This is a genomic window from Streptomyces sp. NPDC059897 (assembly GCF_042730865.1).
In the GTDB taxonomy this organism is placed as follows: domain Bacteria; phylum Actinomycetota; class Actinomycetes; order Streptomycetales; family Streptomycetaceae; genus Streptomyces.
Genome location: NZ_JBHWKQ010000020.1, coordinates 34,325 through 52,164 on the forward strand (window position 1 = coordinate 34,325; position 17,840 = coordinate 52,164).

The following is a 17,840-nucleotide window of genomic DNA, read 5'->3' on the forward strand; positions in this document are numbered from 1 at the left end:
TCATCCGAGGGGGTACGTCCTTCCGTGGTGACCAGCAACAAGCGCCTTCCCAAGCCCGACCGGCGCACCTATGTTCTCGACACCAGCGTCCTGCTGGCCGATCCGAACTCCATGACCCGATTCGACGAACACGAAGTGGTCCTTCCTGTCGTCGTGGTCACGGAACTGGAGGCCAAGCGGAATCATCCGGAGCTGGGTTACTTCGCCAGGCAGGCACTGCGCCTGCTCGACGACTACCGGATCCGCCACGGACGCCTGGACGCGCCGATTCCTACCGGCGAACTGGGCGGCACCCTGCGCGTCGAGCTCAACCACTCCGATCCCAGCGTGCTGCCCTCGGGCTACCGCCTGGGCGACAACGACAGCCGCATCCTGGCGGTCGCCCGCAATCTGCAGGCCGAGGGGTACGACGTCACCGTCGTGTCGAAGGACCTGCCGCTGCGGATCAAGGCGTCCTCCGTGGGGCTCCTCGCCGAGGAGTACCGCGCCGAACTCGCCATCACGGACTCCGGCTGGACCGGCATGTCCGATCTGACGCTGCCCGCCGAGCAGGTCGACCTCCTCTTCGAAGAGGACACCCTCTACGTTCCCGAGGCCGCGGACCTGCCCGTGCACACGGGCCTGACGATCCAGTCCGAGCGCGGAAAGGCGCTCGGCCGCGTCACGCCCGAGGGCAACGTCCGGCTGGTGCGCGGCGACCGGGAGGCCTTCGGCCTCAAGGGGCGCAGCGCCGAGCAGCGGATCGCGCTCGATCTGCTGCTCGATCCGGACGTCGGGATCATCTCGATGGGCGGCCGGGCCGGCACCGGCAAGTCCGCGCTCGCGCTGTGCGCGGGCCTGGAGGCCGTCCTGGAGCGGCGCCAGCACCAGAAGGTGATGGTCTTCCGTCCCCTCTACGCGGTCGGCGGTCAGGAGCTCGGCTATCTGCCGGGCAGCGAGGCCGAGAAGATGGGCCCGTGGGCGCAGGCGGTCTTCGACACGCTGTCGGCCGTCACCTCGCGCGAGGTGATCGAAGAGATCACCGCGCGCGGGATGCTGGAGGTCCTGCCGCTCACCCACATCCGCGGCCGCTCGCTGCACGACGCGTTCGTGATCGTGGACGAGGCGCAGTCCCTTGAGCGGAACGTCCTTCTGACGGTCCTTTCGCGCATCGGGGCGAATTCGCGTGTCGTCCTCACCCATGACGTCGCGCAGCGCGACAACCTCCGGGTCGGCCGGTACGACGGGGTGGTGGCGGTCGTCGAGAAGCTGAAGGGGCATCCGCTCTTCGCGCACGTCACGCTCACCCGATCGGAAAGGTCGCAGATCGCGGCCCTGGTGACCGAAATGCTGGAGGACGGTCAGATCTAGCCCGTACAGGGCCTGTTCGTCCCTTTTGGCGCCGTTCGGCAAGGCGGGAGAGCCTAGCCGGGCGGCGCCGCGGCGTGTGCTCGTTTCCGAAAATCCCGGGGAGCAAACGAGGTGTGACCTTTCACACGCGGTGGGGAATTGCCTTGCCACGCTCCGATACGGCAGAGTCACGGTCCTGTCAGGCCCCGCATACGACACTTGCGTGCCCCCAGCGGTACGAAACCACAGCAGCACCTGCTGTACCTGAACTACATAGAGGCCGTCGTATGCCGCCCGAGCACCACGCGGCGCTCCCGTCACGGGAGTTGTCCACCGGGCCCGTGTCTCCCGTGACCCCGCAGTTGGGAGACCAGTGCCAGGGGCACGATTGCGTCCGCGACGGTCACACTCAAGCGGGCGATGCTGGAAGGAAACCGTGTGAGCCGGATTTCGGTCCGGGGATTCGCAGTGGCCTCGGCCACCGCGGTCACCACCGTCGGCGCTGTTGTTGGTGTTGCCTCGGGCAGCACCGGTCAGCCCTCTCACGAGGCTGAGGCAACGGCGAGCGACGCGACTCTCCTCGCTGACATCCCCGCTGGACAGCAGGCGCAGGTGCAGACCTCGTCGCTGAAGCAGCAGGCGCAGACCCAGGCCATCGCGGCCGACACGGCTGCGCAGAAGACCGCCGAGGAGTCCGCCCGGAAGCAGGCAGCCGAGGACGCGGTCGCGAAGCAGCAGGCCGCACAGGACGCCAAGGCGGCCAAGGAGAAGGCCGAGCAGGAGGCCAAGGAGCGGGAGGCGGCCAAGAAGGCGGCCGCCAGCCGTTCGGCCACCCGCGACGCCTCCGACTTCGCCACGCAGTCCTCGTACAGCGTCGCCCAGGTCCAGTCGATGGCGCGTCAGATGGTCCCGTCGGGCCAGTGGCAGTGCTTCAGCAACATCGTGGACCACGAGTCCAGCTGGAACTACAAGGCCGTTAACGCCTCGTCCGGCGCCTACGGTCTCTTCCAGGCGCTGCCCGGCACCAAGATGTCGTCGGCCGGCGCGGACTGGCAGACCAACCCGGCCACGCAGATAAAGTGGGGCCTCGGTTACATGAACGACCGCTACGGCAGCCCCTGCGAGGCGTGGTCGTTCTGGCAGGCCAACAACTGGTACTGAGCGACCAGTAGTTCGCAACCTCGCGAAGCCCCTCACCGTCCTCACGGTGAGGGGCTTCGGCGTTTCCACGCGGTACGGTCGGTGCCAAAGGCTCAAAGAGGACGGATGATGTCGCGAGTTCCAGGGTGGCTCGGCCGGGTCGGCGCGGGAATCAGCAAGGTGGGCGAGCGCCTGGACGAGCGCCGCGCGGAGGCCGAGCGCGCCGAGGAGGCCGAGCTGCCGCCCAGGCCGACGCGCGCGCCGGACAGGGTCCCCGACCCGGAGTCGGAGGCGCGGGTCCCTGACGAACCAGGGGCCGGGCACGAGACGGAGCGGGTGCCCGCCCCGCCCGCGTACAGGCCGTCGGTGTCTCCGCGGCCCGAGCCGGCCGTCGCCGTGCCGTGGGGCCTGCGGGTGGCGGCGGAGGCGGGCTGGCGGCTCCTGGTGCTCGCCGGGACGCTCTGGGTGCTGATGAAGGTCATCAGCTCGGTGCAGCTGGTGATCTTCGCGTTCATCGCGGCGCTGCTCATCACCGCGCTGCTGCAGCCGACGGTGGCGCGGCTCATGCGCCGCGGCGTGCCGCGCGGGCTCGCCACGGCCCTGACCGCGATCCTCGGCTTCGTCATCATGGGACTCGTCGGCTGGTTCGTGGTCTGGCAGGTCCAGGAGAACATCGACCAGCTCTCCGAACAGGTCCAGGACGGCATCGACGATCTGCGCCGCTGGCTGCTCAACAGCCCGTTCCATGTGACCGACGGCCAGATCAACGAGATCGCCAAGTCGCTGCGCGACGCGGTCGGCGCGAACACGGACGAGATCACGTCGGCGGGCCTGGAGGGCGTCACCGTCATCGTCGAGGCGCTGACGGGCGTGCTCCTCACGATGTTCTCGACGCTGTTCCTGCTCTACGACGGCCGGCGGATCTGGCAGTGGACCCTGGGGCTCGTCCCGGCGCAGGCCCGTCCCGGCATCGCGGGCGCGGGTCCACGGGCCTGGCGCACCCTCACCGCGTACGTCCGCGGAACGGTGATAGTGGCCCTGATCGACGCCATCTTCATCGGCCTCGGCATCTTCTTCCTGGGCGTGCCGATGGCGGTGCCGCTCGCCGTCTTCATCTTCCTGTTCGCGTTCATCCCGCTGGTGGGCGCCGTCGTCTCGGGCGCGCTCGCGGTGGTCGTCGCGCTGGTGACGCAGGGCGTGTTCGCCGCGGTGATGACGCTGGCCGTGGTGCTCGCGGTGCAGCAGATCGAGGGCCACATCCTGCAGCCGTTCATCCTGGGCCGCGCGGTCCGGGTGCACCCCCTGGCCGTCGTCCTCGCGGTCGCGGCGGGCGGCATGGTCTCCGGGATCGGGGGAGCGGTGGTGGCGGTGCCGCTGGTCGCGGTCACGAACACGGTGGTCGTCTACCTGAAGGCGTGGTCCCGCGAGGCCCACCTGGGCGACACACCCGAGCCACGCGGCGCGACAGCGATCGACGCGGCGCCCAAATCAAGCCCCGCCGGCGATTGAGGCGCGGGGTCCGGGGCAGAGCCCCGAGACGCAGGAAACGGGGGCCGGAACACTCCGGCCCCCGTTTCCGAGCGACGTGTTACGCGAGCGCCGCTTCCGCGTCGAGGGTGACACCGACCGCCTGGATCACAGAGGCGATCTTGAAGGCCTCCTGGACGACCTCACGGTCGACGCCGGCCTTGCGCAGCACCTGCTCGTGCGAGTCGAGGCACATCCCGCAGCCGTTGATCGCGGAGACCGCGAAGGACCACAGCTCGAAGTCGACCTTGTCGACGCCCGGGTTGCCGATGACGTTCATCCGCAGACCGGCGCGCATCGTCCCGTACTCGCTGTCCGAGAGCAGGTGGCGCGTGCGGTAGAAGACGTTGTTCATCGACATGATGGCGGCAGCCGACTTCGCGGCGGTGTACGCCTCGGCCGACAGGTTCGCCTTCGCCTCGGGCTCCAGCTCGCGCAGCACGCGCGGGGACCGGGAGGCGATGGCGGTCGCCAGGACCGTGCCCCACAGCTGCTGGGCCGGGAGGTCCGAGTTGCCGATGACCGAGCCCAGGTTGAGCTTCAGGTCCTTGGCGTAGTCCGGAACGGCGGACTTCAGCTCATCGAGGGCCATGCTCACTCACCGGCCAGCAGCGCGACCGGGTCGAGGGTGTCCTCGCCGGAGGTCCAGTTGCACGGGCACAGCTCGTCCGTCTGGAGAGCGTCGAGGACCCGGAGGACCTCCTTGGGGTTACGGCCGACGGAGCCGGCGGTCACCATCGTGAACTGGATCTCGTTGTTCTGGTCGACGATGAAGACGGCGCGCTGCGCGAAGCCGTCGTCGCCCTCGATGCCGAGGTCACGCATGAGCTCGTGCTTCGAGTCGGCCATCATCGGGAAGGGCAGGTCCGTCAGGTCCGGGTGGTCCTTGCGCCAGGCGTGGTGCACGAACTCGGAGTCGCCGGAGAAGCCGAGGATCTGGGCGTCACGGTCGGCGAACTCCTCGTTCAGCTTGCCGAACGCGGCGATCTCGGTGGGGCACACGAAGGTGAAGTCCTTGGGCCACGCGAAGACGATCTTCCACTTGCCCTCGTAGGTCTTGTGGTTGATCTGCTCGAACTCAGAGCCCTTCTCCAGCGAGACACAGGCGGTCAGGTCGAACTCGGGGAACTTGTCACCGACAGTGAGCACACGAACTCCTTGCAGTAGGAGACATCCCTTTTGGGGGTGTTTCCATGGGTTGGACTGCTCAAGATCGTGGCACAGGGTGCATTGATTATGGAAATAGCTAGACTCGGTCATGTTGATCGGAGGTGGCTATCAGTGGCCGTACAGAACGGAAAGCCCGTCGGGGCCCGGCGCAGGCAGCCGAGCCTGGCGCAGCTGCGGGCGTTCGCCGCGGTCGCGGAGCATCTGCACTTCCGGGACGCGGCGGCCGCGATAGGGATGAGTCAGCCCGCGCTCTCGGGCGCGGTCTCCGCGCTCGAGGAGACGCTGGGGGTGACCCTTCTCGAGCGTACGACGAGAAAGGTGCTGCTCTCTCCGGCCGGGGAGCGGATCGCGGTGCGGGCCAAGGCGGTGCTCGACGAGGTCGGCGCGCTCGTCGAGGAGGCCGAGGCGGTGCGGGCACCGTTCACGGGCGTGCTGCGGCTCGGGGTGATTCCCACGGTGGCGCCGTATCTGCTGCCGACGGTGCTGCGGCTCGTCCACGACACGTATCCCGACCTGGACCTCCAGGTGCACGAGGAGCAGACGTCCTCGCTCATCGAGGGCCTGGGCGCCGGGCGGCTCGACCTGCTGCTGCTCGCCGTGCCGCTCGGGGTGCCGGGCGTGACCGAACTCCCGCTGTTCGACGAGGACTTCGTGCTCGTCACGCCGCTCGACCACTGGCTCGGCGGCCGGGAGGGCATTCCGCGGGAGGCGCTGCGGGAGCTGAACCTGCTGCTGCTCGACGAGGGGCACTGCCTGCGCGACCAGGCCCTCGACATCTGCCGGGAAGCGGGCCGCGACGACGCCCCCGTCGCCACGACCGCCGCCGGACTCGCCACGCTGGTCCAGCTCGTCGCGGGCGGCCTCGGGGTGACGCTGCTGCCGCGCACCGCCGTGTCCGTCGAGACCAGCCGGAGCAGCCAGTTGCTCACCGGGTACTTCGCGGAGCCCGCCCCCTCGCGCCGCGTGGCCTTCGCCATGCGGACGGGGGCGGCGCGCTCCGCGGAGTACGAGGAGCTGGCCGCGGCCCTGCGGACGGCCTTGCAGGGCCTGCCGGTCCGGATCCTCGGCGGCTGACCCGCGTCACTCCGTGCGCAGGCCCTCGGCGCGCATCATGCGGTACAGCGGCGGCAGGGACAGCAGGGTCACCGCCGCGACGAGGGCGGCCGCCACCCCGCTCAGCGGGAGGAACACCAGCCAGTCGGTGACCGGCTTGCCGACGAGGCGCAGCATCAGCCAGCCGAGCGCAAGGCCGCCCGTCACGGCCACCGCCATGCCGAGGAGCACCGGGATCGCCGTCTGCCACAGCACGGACCAGGCGAGCGTCGAGCGCTTCGTGCCGTAGGCGACGAGCACCGACAACAGCCGCCTGCGTTCGCGGAGTTGCTCGATCTGCGAGACCAGCATCGACGCCGCGATGATCACCATGGTGAGGGCCGCGGCCGTGAAGAGGGCCGTGCGGATGCTCGCGTACTCCTTGTCGCGGGTCGCCAGCTCGTACGTCCACACGTGCATGCCCGGGTCGACCGCGAACGCGGTGTTGCGCACCTGGTCCGCCGCGTCGGGCACCCTCGGGTCGACCTGGATCTGCGCGCTGGTCGACGCGGTGTGCAGGGTCGCCGGGTCGAGGGCGCCGGGCGTGGCGAGGATGCCGCCGTAGTACTCGCCCGCCGGGTCCTTCCGGGAGTCGACGGTGCGCACGTCCCCGGGCAGCTTCCAGTGCACCGGCTTCAGGCCGGGGCGGTCCGCGTCCTCGGGGTCGTCCACGACCAGCCGTCCGCCGGGCACGGCGACCTTCTCCAACTCGCCGTCGAGGTAGGAGTCGTGGGAGCGGGTGACGCGGAAGACGTCGCCGTCCGAGCACGACGGCAGGTGGGCCAGCTCGCGCAGCGAGGGGCAGGAGCCGACGGACAGCGAGACGGACGGCGCGTAGCCGTCCGCGTCCGGCTTGGCGCCCACCAGCTCGGCCGAGGTGCTGACCGTCCCGATGACCTTCGTTACGCCCTTGGTGGTCCGGAACTCCTGGACCATCCGGTCGGCCAGCGCACCGCTCGGGAAGTCGGTGTTCGCGCCGATCTGGGCGCGCTTGGGGTCCTGGCCGGTCGAGCTGCTGAAGCCGTCGTTGATGCCGACGGTGAACATCTGCAGGGCGATGCCGCCGGCCACCGCGATGGTGATGCCGGAGATCGCGCGGGTGGCGCCGCTGCTGCTCAACTGGAGCCTGCGGGTCGCCAGTTGCCAGGGCACGGAGCCGCCCCGCAGCCGGCTCACGACGGCCTCCACCAGCCACGGCAGCACCAGCACCAGGCCGACGAGGGTCAGCAGGACGCCTCCCGCGATCACCACCATGTCCAGCTGCGACGAGCCCTCGCCGAAGCTCGACAGGAGCAGGACCAGGACGCCGGCGACGGGGACGGGCAGCCGCCACCACAGCTTGCGGCTGCGGGTGCGCCCGCCCCGTACGACACCGAGCGGCTCGATCGCGACGGACCGCAGGGCGAACACCGTGACGGCGATCGCGGCCAGCGGCACCGCGAGCAGCACCACCGCGGCAAGCACCGGCACCGGGGTGAAGTCGTCGGGGAACGCCGACAGTCGCCACACCTCGACGTGGGCGAACACCTGCCTCCCCGCGAAGAAGGTGATCAGGCCGAACCCGAGACCGACGAGCGTGCCGAACAGCGCCTCACCGGCGGCCACCCACCGCGTCATCCGCGCGTCGGCGCCGACGAGCCGCAGCGCGGCGAGCCTGCGGTCGCGCCGCTCGCCGCCGAACCGTACGGCGGTCGCGATGAAGATGGCGATGGGCGCGAGCAGCACCACACAGCCCAGCAGGATCATCAGCACCAGGGCCGGGTCGAGCGGGTTGTCGTTGGCCGCCCGCCCGAAGCCGTCGACACGGGTGGCGCCGCGGTCGGTGCTCAGGCTGTCGCTGCCCGCGTACATGTACAGGTCGAAGGGGTCGCTCAGGCCGGCCTCGTGGATGGTGCCGACGTCGCGGAAGTCGTAGCGCTTCTTGAGCAGTTCGCCATCGGGGGAGGCGAGGAGGTCGCGCAGCGCGGGGGAGACCAGCATCTCGCCGGGGCCCGGCAGCTTGTCGATGCCGGGCGGCAGGGCGGGGTGCCCGCCGTCGGCGTCCAGCATGTAGCCGCCGACCGAGACGTCCCGGTACGTGGAGGAGGTGTCGAGCGTGAGCAGCGTGCGGTCCGACGGCCGCACGCTCTTCTCGCTGAACTCGATCGAGCGGGCGTCGTAACGGGCGTCGCGGCCGCTCGTGAAGTTCGGCACCGACGCGGCGCCCAGCAGCACGGCGACGCCGAGGCCGACGCCGAGCGCGGTGAGCAGCGTACGGACCCAGCCCTCGCGGCCGCCGGAGAAGCCGAAGCGGACTCCGAGCGCGAGATCGCGCAGCCGGCCCGCGATGCCGTGCTCCGTGGGGGCGGGCGCGGCCTGGGCGGGACGGTCGTCGAGGAGTGTCATCGGGCGAACTCCATGTCCCGGGCCCGGCCGTCCCGTACGACGATCTCGCGGTCCGAGTAGGCGGCGACCCGCGTCTCGTGGGTGACCAGGACGACGGCGGCGCCCGTGCTGCGGGCGGCGTCCGTGAGCAGCTCCATGACGCGCTCGCCGTTGAGCGAGTCCAGGGCGCCGGTGGGCTCGTCGGCGAAGAGCACGCGCGGCCCCGTCACCAGGGAGCGGGCGACGGCGACGCGCTGGCCCTGGCCGCCGGAGACCTCGCCGGGGCGCTTGCCCGCGAGGTCGTCGACCTCAAGGCGCTGAAGCCATTCGGCGGCCCGGCGCTCGGCCTCCTTGCGCTTGACGCCGTTCAGGCGCAGCGGGAGCGCGACGTTCTCGACGCAGGTCAACTCCGGTACGAGCTGGCCGAACTGGAACACGAAGCCGAACTCGCCGCGGCGCAGCGCGCTGCGCTCCGCGTCGGACATGGCGGTCAGCTCGCGGCCGTTGTACGTGATGGTGCCGGAGTCCGGCGTGACGATCCCGGCGAGGCAGTGCAGCAGCGTCGACTTGCCCGAGCCGGAGGGGCCCATGACGGCGACGACCTCGCCCGGGTGGACGGAGAACGAGGCACCGTCGAGGGCCGGGGTCGGCCCGTACGTCTTGTGCAGGCCGGTTGCGGTCAGCAGGGATCCGGCGGGAGCGGTGGGGGAACTCATGACGGACGTACCTCCGCGGCGAGCTTGTCGAGGCGCGCGGCGGTCAGTTCCAGCCAGCGCAGGTCGGCTTCCAGGTGGAACAGGGCGTGGTCGCAGATGAGCTGGTCGGCTAGGTCGCCCTTGCGCTTGCGGTCCGTGAGGATGCGCATCAGGCGCAGGTGCTCGGAGTGCTGCGCGTCGAGCAGTTCGGTGGCGTCGCGCCGGGTCAGCAGGGCGAGGACGACCTTGGTGTAGAGGGTCGACTGGAGGTACGGCTCCGGCTTCTCCGGCGTCGCGAGCCAGCGCTGTACGTCGGTGACGCCGGCGTCGGTGATCGCGTACCGCTTGCGCTCGGGGCCGCCGCCGGCCTCGATCCCGTCGACCTCGACGAGGCCGTTCTTCAGGAGGCGGGACATGGTCGAGTAGACCTGCCCGTAGTGCAGCGGCTTGTCGTGCCCGAACGTCTCGTCGAAGGTGCGCTTGAGGTCGTAACCATGGCGGGGCCCGGATTCGAGCAGCCCGAGGAGGGTGTGGCCGATGGACATGCGAGGGACTATACACACCACGTATACACGGTGTGTATAGCTGGCCATGAGAACGCCGCAGGAGCTTGATTCATCAAGCCCCTGCGGCGATTGAGCGGATCCGGCCCCGCCGGCGATCGAGCAGATCCAGCCCCGCCGGCGTTTGAGGCGCGGGGTCCGGGGCGGAGCCCCGTGTCGTTCAGTCGGTCTCGCCGGCCGGGGGCCGCCCCCGCCGCGGAATCGGCTTCGTCGAACCCGGCAGCCTGCCCACCTCTGCGAGCGCCTTGCGCAGCAGGAACTCGATCTGCGCGTTGGTCGAGCGCAGGTCCTCGCCCGCCCAGCGCGCGAGCGCATCGTGCACGGCCGGATCGAGCCGCAGCAGGACCTGTTTGCGGGGCGCTCGCGGGCTCACTGGTAGAGCGTTCCCGTGTTCAGGACCGGCTGGGCGGCGCGGTCTCCGCAGAGGACGACCAGCAGGTTGCTCACCATGGTCGCCTTCCGCTCCTCGTCCAGCTCCACGAAGTCCTGCTCGGCGATCCGGGCGAGCGCGGCCTCGACCATGCCCACCGCCCCGTCGACAATCTGGCGGCGGGCCGCCACGACCGCGCCCGCCTGCTGGCGCTGGAGCATCGCCGACGCGATCTCGGGGGCGTACGCGAGGTGCGTGAAGCGGGACTCGATGATCTGGACGCCGGCCGCCTCCACGCGCGCGTGCAGTTCGAGGGCGAGCTTCTCGGTGATCTCCTCGGCGTTGCCGCGCAGGGACAGGCCCTCCTCGTCGTGCGCGTCGTAGGGGTACTCGATGGCGATGTGCCGGACGGCCGCCTCGGTCTGCGTCGAGACGAACTCCAGGAAGTCGTCGACCTCGAAGGTCGCCTGGGCCGTGTCCTCGACCTTCCAGACGACGACCGCGGCGAGCTCGATCGGGTTGCCGTACGCGTCGTTGACCTTCAGGACGGCCGTCTCGTGGTTGCGCACACGCGTCGAGATCTTGGTGCGCGAGGTCAGCGGGTTGACCCAGCGCAGGCCGTCCGTGCGGATCGTGCCCCGGTAGCGGCCGAAGAGCTGCACGACGCGCGCCTCGCCCGGCGCCACCATGTTCAGGCCCGCCATGGCGAAGACCGAGCAGATCGCGACCACGACACCGGCCGCGATGAGCGCGCCCTTGGCGCCCCCGGAGTCGGTGGAACCCGCGATCGCAATCAGGCCCGCGCCGACGATCAGGCCCACGAGGCCGAGCAGCAGGGCGAGTCCGCCGCCGATGCTGTGGGCCGTGAACTCGCGCACCTGTGCCTTCGGCATCTGTACGTCTGGAGTGTTCGGTGTGGCGTCCGTCTCGGGCATGACTGTCCCCGTTTCTCTGAGCTGGTCGTTCGTCGCCGCGAGGCCCCGAACGTGGTCTAGCAAAGTGATATCACTTTATCGCGTCCGGCAACCATCCGCACCTCTCGCTCGTCGGTTCCCATGGGGCAGGTGCTGATTGTCACGTCCGATATGGCCGAATCAACGGAGATTCGACATAAGTGACGGGTTAGGTTCTTGAGCCGATTCAGCACGATCGTGAGAACTGGGTTCGTACTCGTACGCGAAGGCGTACACGGACAAGGACAAGAAGCGGAGCGACTGAGGTCATGGGCCGAGCGGATGCGAGGAAGGCGCGCAAGCGCGCGGCGCGGCCGTCGGGCATACGCCGCTTCTTCGGCTGGAAGAAGCTTCTGGGCACGTTCTTCGGGCTCGTGCTGCTGTGCATGGGCGCGTTCGTCGTGCTGTACCTGGTGATCGACGTACCGGAGGGCAATCCCGACGCCCAGGTGCAGAGCAACATCTACAAGTACAGCGACGGCTCGACGATGGCCCGCACCGGCAAGGTGAACCGGGAGCTCGTGGACCTCGCCGAGGTGCCCGAGGGCGTCCAGCACACCTTCGTCGCCGCCGAGAACAAGACGTTCTACACGGACAAGGGCATCGACCTGAAGGGCACCGGCCGCGGCGTGCTCAACACCGTGCTCGGCAAGGGCAAGCAGGGTGGTTCGACGATCACCCAGCAGTACGTGAAGAACTACTACCTGACGCAGGAACAGACCGTCTCCCGCAAGCTCAAGGAACTGGTCATCTCGCTGAAGGTGGACCAGAAGCAGTCCAAGGACGACATCCTCGCCGGGTACATCAACACCAGCTACTACGGGCGCGGCGCCTGGGGCATCCAGGCGGCGGCCGAGGCCTACTACGGCAAGGACGCCTCGAAGCTGTCCGTGGAGCAGGGCGCGTACCTCGCCGCGCTGCTCCAGGCCCCGAACCAGTACGACTGGGCGATCGCCTCCGACACCGGGAAGCAACTGGCCAAGGCGCGCTGGAACTACGTGCTCGACAACATGGTCGACATGAACTGGCTGGACGCGAGCAAGCGGCAGGGCATGACGTTCGACAAGCCGAAGCCGCCGAAGGCCGTGTCCGGGCTCCAGGGCCAGGAGGGCTACCTCTACGAGGCCGCCAAGGACGAGGTGATGAAGGACCTGAACCTCACCGAGGCGCAGTTCACCGCGGGCGGCTACACGATCACGCTCAACGTCGACCGCAAGAAGCAGAAGCAGCTGGAGAAGTCGGTCGAGGAGCAGCTGAACGACAAGCTCGACCGCAAGGACAAGAAGGCCGACGCGCGCGTGCAGGCCGGCGCCGTCTCCCTCGCCCCGAAGACCGGCAAGGTCCTCGCGATGTACGGCGGCGAAGGGCTCAGCGAGCACTACGTCAACAACGCGACCCGCACCGACTACCAGCCCGCCTCCACGTTCAAGCCGCTGATCCTCGCGGCCGCCCTGGAGCACGAGGCCACCACGCAGTCCGGTCAGCAGATCACCGCGGACACGATCTACGACGGCACCAGCAAGCGCCCGGTCGTCGACAACGGCGAGAAGGTCGGCTTCGCCCCGCCGAACGAGGACAAGAAGAGCTACGGCCCGGTCACCGTCCAGACCGCCATGAACAAGTCCGTGAACTCCGTGTTCGCGCAGCTCGGCGTCGACGTCGGCATGGACCAGGTGATGGCCACGGCGAAGGAGCTCGGCATGGACGCGGGCGACCTCAAGCCGTTCCCCGCGCAGACCCTCGGCACCATGGGCGCGAGCCCGATGGAGATGGCCGGCGTCTACGCGACCCTCGACAACCACGGCAAGAAGGTCACCCCGAAGATCGTGAAGGCGGTGTCCAAGGAGGGCCAGAAGGTCGAACTGCCGGAGCCCGCCCAGGAACAGGTGATCAGCCGCGGCGCCGCCGACTCGGTGACCTCGGTCCTCACTGGCGTGGTCGACGACGGTACGGCGAAGGCCTCCGTGCGCGACAACCCGGCCCGCGCGGGCCAGCAGGTCGCGGGCAAGACCGGTACCTCCGACGACAACAAGTCGGCCTGGTTCACCGGGTACACGCCGGACCTCGTCACGTCGGTCGGCCTGTTCGGCGAGGGCGCGCTGAAGTCGTCCGAGGCGGGCGCGCACGTGTCCATGGAGGGCGCGGGCGGACTGCCCCGCGTCGACGGCGGCAGCTTCCCCGCGCAGATCTGGGCGCAGTACACGTTCAACTCGTCCAGCGCGAACGGGAAGTTCGACCTGGACACCGACATGGGCAAGGCCGTCCAGCCGACGAAGACGGCCCCGGCCACCCCGACCGAGGAGCCGTCGACCGATCCGACGCCGAGCGAGACGGAGTCGACCGAGCCGACGCCCACCCAGTCGACGCCGAGCGAGACGCCGACCAGCGAGACGCCGACGACGGAGCCGACGCAGACGCTCCCGGTGCCGACCGACAGCCCGACCGAGAGCTGGCCGGAAGACCCGATCGACCCGGAGAACGGCGGCGCCAGGCCCCGGGACTGACGTCGCTACGCGCGGGCGCCGAGCCAGGTGCGGGCCGCTCCCAGCAGGGCCCGCACCCCCAGCTCGATCGTGGGGTCCTGGAGCGGCGCGTACTGCGGCGAGTGGTTCACCGGGATCTCGGCGGGCAGCCCGCGCGAGGCGAGCGTGCCCGCGTCGAGCCCCGCGAAGGCGGCCGGGTCGGCCCCGCCGAAGTGCCAGAACACCGAGGGCACGCCGAGTTCCTTGCCGAAGAGGCCGAAGTCCTCGCTGCCGTTGATCGGCTGCGGCAGCACCAGGACTCCGTGCTCGCCGAGCGCCCCGCGCAGCCCCTCGATCGTCGTGGCGGTGGCGTCGTCGGTGTTCTCCGTGACGGGGAACGAGCCGAGCGAGGTGAACTCCGGCTCCTTCGGCGAGCCCGAGGCCTCCGCCTCCGCCCGTACGATCCTGCGCACCGCGCCGAGCACCCGCTCGCGCACCACCGGGTCGACCGAGCGGATGTTGAGCTTCAGCTCGGCCTCGTCGGCGATGATGTTCTCCTTCGTGCCGGCGTGGATCGAGCCCACCGTCACGACGGCCGCCTGCGAGGCGCCGACCTCCCGCGAGACCACGGTCTGCAGGCGCATCACGACGGCCGCGGCGAGGACCACCGGGTCGACCGTCGACTCGGGCGTCGAGCCGTGCCCGCCGCGCCCGAAGAGGCGTACGCGGTAGCTGTCGGAGGCCGCCATCACCGCTCCGGGCCGGGTCACCGCGACGCCCGTCGGGAACGGTCCGACGTGCTGCCCGAGGCACACGTCCGGCTTCGGGAAACGCTCCGCGAACCCGTCGTCCAGCATGTCCCTGGCCCCGCGGCCGATCTCCTCCGCGGGCTGGAACACGGCGACGACGGTGCCGCGCCAGGTGTCCCGCTCCGCCGCGAGCAGCGCCGTCACGCCCAGCAGACACGTCACGTGCATGTCGTGGCCGCAGGCGTGCATGACCGGTACGTCGTTGCCGTCGCGGTCGGTGGCGCGCGCCACGGACGCGTAGGGCAGGCCCGTCGCCTCCAGGACGGGCAGCCCGTCCATGTCGGCGCGCAGCAGCACGGTCGGGCCCTCGCCGCCGCGCAGCACCCCGACGACGCCGGTGCCGCCGACGCCCTCGGTCACCTCCCAGCCGCCCTGCTCGCGCAGCCGGGCCGCGACGATCCCGGCGGTGCGGGTCTCCTGGAGGGAGAGTTCGGGGTGGGCGTGCAGGTCCCGGTAGAGCTCGCGCAGGGACGGCAGCAGGCTGTCGAGAGTGGTCATCGGGGCTCGCTTTCTACGGGTCCTGCGGATACAGGAACGGGGTCCGCGTCGGGCAGCCGCAGCGCCCGGCGGAAGGTGAGCGTGGTCTGCGGGGTGACGCAGGCGAGGACCGCGGCGAGCACCGCGCCGACGACGAGGAAGCCGAACGCGGCGCCGAACCCGGCCGAGTCCGCGAGCAGCCCCATCGCGGTCGGCGCGACGACGCCGCCGGCCTGCCCGCCGAACGTGATCAACCCGGCCGCCGCGCCGGTCAGTTCGGGCGGCAGGCTGCGCAGCGGCACCGCGAAGATCGGCATGTAGCCCAGCGAGGCGGACGCGATCGCCACCGTCATCCAGCCGATGAACGCGGCCGTGCCGGAAGCCGTCGACATGAGGATCAGCGCGACCGAGGAGACCGCCATGGCGGGCACCACGATCTTGCGCTGGTTGCCCTCGAAGCGGTCCGCGAGCCGCCCGCCGACGATCACGGCGACGGTCGCCGCGCCCGCGGGCAGGATCGACAGGGCGCCCGCCGACGTGAGCGCGAGGCCACGCTCCTCGTTGAGGTACGAGGGCACCCAGGTGTTCAGGCCCCACACGATGATGTCGTAGCCGAAGAACATCCCGGCGAACGCCCACATGGTCCACGAGCGGAGCACGGTGCGGGTGCCTGTGCCCGCCTTCGTGACGGCCTCCGGCCGCTCCCGCTCCGGCAGCCACAGCTGGACCGCCGCGTACACGAAGACGCCGACGGCGGCGACGGTGAAGAACGCCGAGCGCCAGCCGAAGTGGGCGATGAGCGGCGCGGCGATGAGCGGCGCGATGACGGCTGCGACGGCGTTCGAGGACTGCACGACGCCGTTGGCGCTCATCCGCTGACCGGGCGTGGTCCGTTCGCTCACCGCCTTCATCGAGGCGCCCGGGAAGATCCCCTCGGCGACACCGAACAGGAAGCGCACCACCAGGAGGATCGCGAACGAGCCGGCGAGCCCGGTGATCGCGGTGAACGCGGACCAGATGAGCAGCGCCCAGCAGGTGACGCGCTTGGCGCCGAACCGGTCGGCGAGCATGCCGCCCGGGATCTGGCAGACGGCGTACGCCACGAAGAACACGGAGACCGCCATGCCCTGCTGGGCGCGGCTGAGGTCGAATTCGCGGCCGATCGAGGGCAGGGCCAGATTGATGACGAGACGGTCGATGTAGTCGATGAGCCAGGCGGCGAAGAGCAGCGTGACCGTGATCTTGGCGCCTCTGTCGAGGCGTTCACGTACGGGGCCTTGCGAGGGTGGGACCACAGGCACTCCTTCTAGAGTGGGCGTGCTGGTGTGGGGGCGGCTCGGAAGTGGGGACAGAATCCGGCCGCCGTGCGAGAGGGGGCCTCAAATGCCGGAAAGCGGCTTCGCGCTCGGTCTGGTGCCGGAATCCGCCGCGTTCGAGGAGGCCGACCTCGCCCTGATCGACGCCCTGCAGACCGATCCGCGCGCACCGTGGAGCCGGGTCGGCCCGGCCGTCGGCGTCGACGCGACGACCGCGGCCCGCCGCTGGGCCCGCCTCGAAGAAGCGGGCCTGGCCTGGGTGACGGCGTACGCGGGGCCGACGACGGCCACCGTCGCGTACATCGAAGTGACCTGCACCCCGGGCGAGTTGGAGGAGCTGACCGCCCGCCTCGTACGGCTGCCGTGGGTGTTCAGCGCCGAGCACGTGGTCGGCGACTACGACCTGCTGCTCTCGGTCGCCGCACCCGACCTGCCCGCGCTCGGGCGCCGGGTCAGCGACGACCTGGGCCGGCTGCCGGGCGTGCGCGGCACGCGGACCCGGCTGAGCATGCGGCTCTACCAGGAGGGCAGCGGCTGGAAGGTGCGCGCCCTCGACCGGGCGGGCCGCGCCCGGCTCAGCACGGCGGGGCCCGGACCCGGCGCACCGTCGCGTGCGTTCCGGCCCCGCGACGAGGTCGACCTGGCGCTCCTGCGCGAACTGGGTGCGAACGGCCGTGCCGGGTACGCCGAGCTGGCGGCGGTCGTCGGCGTCGGCGAGTCGACCGTGCGGCGCAGGCTCGCCCGCGAACTGCGCGACCGGGAGATCCTGCTGCGCTGTGATCTGGCCCAGCAGCTGGCGGGCTGGCCGGCCCTCGCCACATACCGGGCGACCGTCCCGCACGGCGAGCTGGACCGCACGGGCTCGGCGCTCGCCCGGCTCCCGCAGATGCGCCTGTGCACCTCGGTCACGGGCTCCTGCAACCTGCTCTTCCAGGTCTGGCTCCGCGACCTCGACGGCATGGCCACCCTGGAGGCCCAACTGGACGGCCGGTTCCCCGCCCTGCGCGTAGAGGACCGCACGGTGACGCTGCGCACGGCGAAGCGGATGGGCCGCGTGCTCGACGACCGGGGGCGGGCCACCGGGTATGTGCCGGTGGGCTTCTAGCCGTCGCTGTGCGAAGGGTGCGCCGCCCGCCACGCCGCCATCGACGCGTCCCAGCCGTCCCCGGACAGCGCCGTCAGCGACGCCGGGAAGAGGCCGTCCTCCTCCTTGGCGATGTGCCGGTGCAGCTCGTCCGTCTCGTCCTTCAGGCGCTGTACGTCGCCGGGGTCCGTGAGGTCGAGGGTGGGCAGCAGCGCGCCGAGGTCACGATGCTCGGCGACCAGGGCGTCGATGTAGCCCGCGTACTCCGGGTCGTCCCGCATCACGGCGAACAGGCCGTCCTCCTCGCCCTTCCAGTGCGAGGCGAGCTCCCGCGCCATGGTGTCGACGAGTGCCCGCGCGGCCGCCACGTCGCCGCGCTCAAGGGCCCGCAGCGCGTCACCGGCGGCGTCGGTGACGCGCTCGTGCTCGGCGATGAACTCCTTGATGAGCGGGATCTCACGGCATCCGCAGTAGTGGCACATGGCCACA

General features: G+C 70.6%; 16 protein-coding genes. 6 read left to right on the plus strand and 10 right to left on the minus strand.

Going from position 1 to position 17,840, the window contains the following annotated elements; all coding sequences use genetic code 11:
* Positions 1-24: 24 nt before the first annotated feature.
* The 3 genes from ACFV9W_RS22310 (at position 25) to ACFV9W_RS22320 (ending at position 3,978) form a co-directional block, all read left to right on the plus strand.
* Positions 25-1,350 (plus strand): PhoH family protein, encoded by a 1,326-nt coding sequence (locus tag ACFV9W_RS22310; protein ID WP_385763506.1) that lies wholly within the window; start codon positions 25-27, stop codon positions 1,348-1,350.
* A 399-nt stretch (positions 1,351-1,749) separates the two neighbouring features.
* A complete protein-coding gene (locus ACFV9W_RS22315) occupies positions 1,750-2,490 on the plus strand; it encodes a lytic transglycosylase domain-containing protein (RefSeq protein ID WP_385763508.1) in 741 nt (246 codons plus the stop codon).
* A 108-nt stretch (positions 2,491-2,598) separates the two neighbouring features.
* Positions 2,599-3,978 carry an AI-2E family transporter gene (locus ACFV9W_RS22320; RefSeq protein ID WP_385763510.1) on the plus strand — a complete coding sequence of 460 codons (1,380 nt, stop codon included), beginning with the start codon at positions 2,599-2,601 and terminating at the stop codon, positions 3,976-3,978.
* 79 nt (positions 3,979-4,057) lie between these two features.
* Here ACFV9W_RS22320 and ACFV9W_RS22325 read toward each other — a convergent pair whose 3' ends face one another.
* Positions 4,058-4,588, minus strand: coding sequence for an alkyl hydroperoxide reductase (locus ACFV9W_RS22325; protein ID WP_385763512.1), 531 nt, complete (start codon positions 4,586-4,588; stop codon positions 4,058-4,060).
* A gap of 2 nt (positions 4,589-4,590) precedes the next feature.
* Positions 4,591-5,145 (minus strand): peroxiredoxin, encoded by a 555-nt coding sequence (locus ACFV9W_RS22330; RefSeq protein WP_385763514.1) that lies wholly within the window; start codon positions 5,143-5,145, stop codon positions 4,591-4,593.
* 132 nt (positions 5,146-5,277) lie between these two features.
* Between ACFV9W_RS22330 and ACFV9W_RS22335 the strand changes: the two genes are divergently transcribed.
* Entirely contained in the window at positions 5,278-6,240 is a 963-nt protein-coding gene (locus ACFV9W_RS22335; RefSeq protein ID WP_385763516.1) for a LysR substrate-binding domain-containing protein, read from the plus strand.
* Between the two features lie 6 nt (positions 6,241-6,246).
* On the opposite strand, the gene ACFV9W_RS22340 is transcribed toward ACFV9W_RS22335, so the two are convergent.
* The 5 genes from ACFV9W_RS22340 to ACFV9W_RS22360 form a co-directional block, all read right to left on the minus strand.
* Complete coding sequence (locus ACFV9W_RS22340; RefSeq protein WP_385763518.1) at positions 6,247-8,643, minus strand: FtsX-like permease family protein; 2,397 nt, start codon at positions 8,641-8,643, stop codon at positions 6,247-6,249.
* Complete coding sequence (locus ACFV9W_RS22345) at positions 8,640-9,338, minus strand: ABC transporter ATP-binding protein (protein WP_385763520.1); 699 nt, start codon at positions 9,336-9,338, stop codon at positions 8,640-8,642. The genes ACFV9W_RS22340 and ACFV9W_RS22345 overlap by 4 nt, the downstream gene beginning before the upstream one ends.
* Positions 9,335-9,862: a PadR family transcriptional regulator gene (locus ACFV9W_RS22350; RefSeq protein WP_385763522.1), complete on the minus strand. Its 528-nt coding sequence runs from the start codon at positions 9,860-9,862 to the stop codon at positions 9,335-9,337. The genes ACFV9W_RS22345 and ACFV9W_RS22350 overlap by 4 nt, the downstream gene beginning before the upstream one ends.
* A 178-nt stretch (positions 9,863-10,040) precedes the next feature.
* Positions 10,041-10,253 (minus strand): hypothetical protein, encoded by a 213-nt coding sequence (locus ACFV9W_RS22355; protein WP_385763524.1) that lies wholly within the window; start codon positions 10,251-10,253, stop codon positions 10,041-10,043.
* Complete coding sequence (locus ACFV9W_RS22360) at positions 10,250-11,185, minus strand: SPFH domain-containing protein (RefSeq protein WP_385763526.1); 936 nt, start codon at positions 11,183-11,185, stop codon at positions 10,250-10,252. The genes ACFV9W_RS22355 and ACFV9W_RS22360 overlap by 4 nt, the downstream gene beginning before the upstream one ends.
* A gap of 287 nt (positions 11,186-11,472) precedes the next feature.
* Between ACFV9W_RS22360 and ACFV9W_RS22365 the strand changes: the two genes are divergently transcribed.
* Entirely contained in the window at positions 11,473-13,707 is a 2,235-nt protein-coding gene (locus ACFV9W_RS22365) for a transglycosylase domain-containing protein (protein ID WP_385763528.1), read from the plus strand.
* 5 nt (positions 13,708-13,712) lie between these two features.
* On the opposite strand, the gene ACFV9W_RS22370 is transcribed toward ACFV9W_RS22365, so the two are convergent.
* Both ACFV9W_RS22370 and ACFV9W_RS22375 read right to left on the minus strand, forming a co-directional pair.
* Positions 13,713-14,972, minus strand: a complete 1,260-nt coding sequence (locus ACFV9W_RS22370) for an amidohydrolase (RefSeq protein ID WP_385763530.1) — start codon at positions 14,970-14,972, stop codon at positions 13,713-13,715.
* Complete coding sequence (locus tag ACFV9W_RS22375) at positions 14,969-16,246, minus strand: MFS transporter (protein ID WP_385763532.1); 1,278 nt, start codon at positions 16,244-16,246, stop codon at positions 14,969-14,971. The genes ACFV9W_RS22370 and ACFV9W_RS22375 overlap by 4 nt, the downstream gene beginning before the upstream one ends.
* An 88-nt stretch (positions 16,247-16,334) precedes the next feature.
* On the opposite strand from ACFV9W_RS22375, the gene ACFV9W_RS22380 reads away from it, so the two are divergent.
* Complete coding sequence (locus ACFV9W_RS22380; RefSeq protein ID WP_385763534.1) at positions 16,335-17,372, plus strand: Lrp/AsnC family transcriptional regulator; 1,038 nt, start codon at positions 16,335-16,337, stop codon at positions 17,370-17,372.
* Here the strand turns inward: ACFV9W_RS22380 and ACFV9W_RS22385 are convergent.
* Complete coding sequence (locus ACFV9W_RS22385; RefSeq protein WP_385763536.1) at positions 17,369-17,833, minus strand: hemerythrin domain-containing protein; 465 nt, start codon at positions 17,831-17,833, stop codon at positions 17,369-17,371. The two genes, ACFV9W_RS22380 and ACFV9W_RS22385, sit on opposite strands and share 4 nt — an antisense overlap.
* Between the last annotated feature and the right edge of the window lie 7 nt (positions 17,834-17,840).

What these genes read in the sequence shown, in the direction of transcription:
- ACFV9W_RS22320 (WP_385763510.1), top strand. Translation starts at nt 2,599, where the DNA reads ATGTCGCGAGTTCCAGGGTGGCTCGGCCGGGTCGGCGCGGGAATCAGC.
- ACFV9W_RS22370 (WP_385763530.1), bottom strand. Translation starts at nt 14,972, where the DNA reads ATGACCACTCTCGACAGCCTGCTGCCGTCCCTGCGCGAGCTCTACCGG.
- ACFV9W_RS22345 (WP_385763520.1), bottom strand. Translation starts at nt 9,338, where the DNA reads ATGAGTTCCCCCACCGCTCCCGCCGGATCCCTGCTGACCGCAACCGGC.
- ACFV9W_RS22385 (WP_385763536.1), bottom strand. Translation starts at nt 17,833, where the DNA reads ATGTGCCACTACTGCGGATGCCGTGAGATCCCGCTCATCAAGGAGTTC.
- ACFV9W_RS22350 (WP_385763522.1), bottom strand. Translation starts at nt 9,862, where the DNA reads ATGTCCATCGGCCACACCCTCCTCGGGCTGCTCGAATCCGGGCCCCGC.
- ACFV9W_RS22315 (WP_385763508.1), top strand. Translation starts at nt 1,750, where the DNA reads ATGCTGGAAGGAAACCGTGTGAGCCGGATTTCGGTCCGGGGATTCGCA.
- ACFV9W_RS22380 (WP_385763534.1), top strand. Translation starts at nt 16,335, where the DNA reads ATGCCGGAAAGCGGCTTCGCGCTCGGTCTGGTGCCGGAATCCGCCGCG.
- ACFV9W_RS22360 (WP_385763526.1), bottom strand. Translation starts at nt 11,185, where the DNA reads ATGCCCGAGACGGACGCCACACCGAACACTCCAGACGTACAGATGCCG.
- ACFV9W_RS22325 (WP_385763512.1), bottom strand. Translation starts at nt 4,588, where the DNA reads ATGGCCCTCGATGAGCTGAAGTCCGCCGTTCCGGACTACGCCAAGGAC.
- ACFV9W_RS22340 (WP_385763518.1), bottom strand. Translation starts at nt 8,643, where the DNA reads ATGACACTCCTCGACGACCGTCCCGCCCAGGCCGCGCCCGCCCCCACG.
- ACFV9W_RS22365 (WP_385763528.1), top strand. Translation starts at nt 11,473, where the DNA reads ATGGGCCGAGCGGATGCGAGGAAGGCGCGCAAGCGCGCGGCGCGGCCG.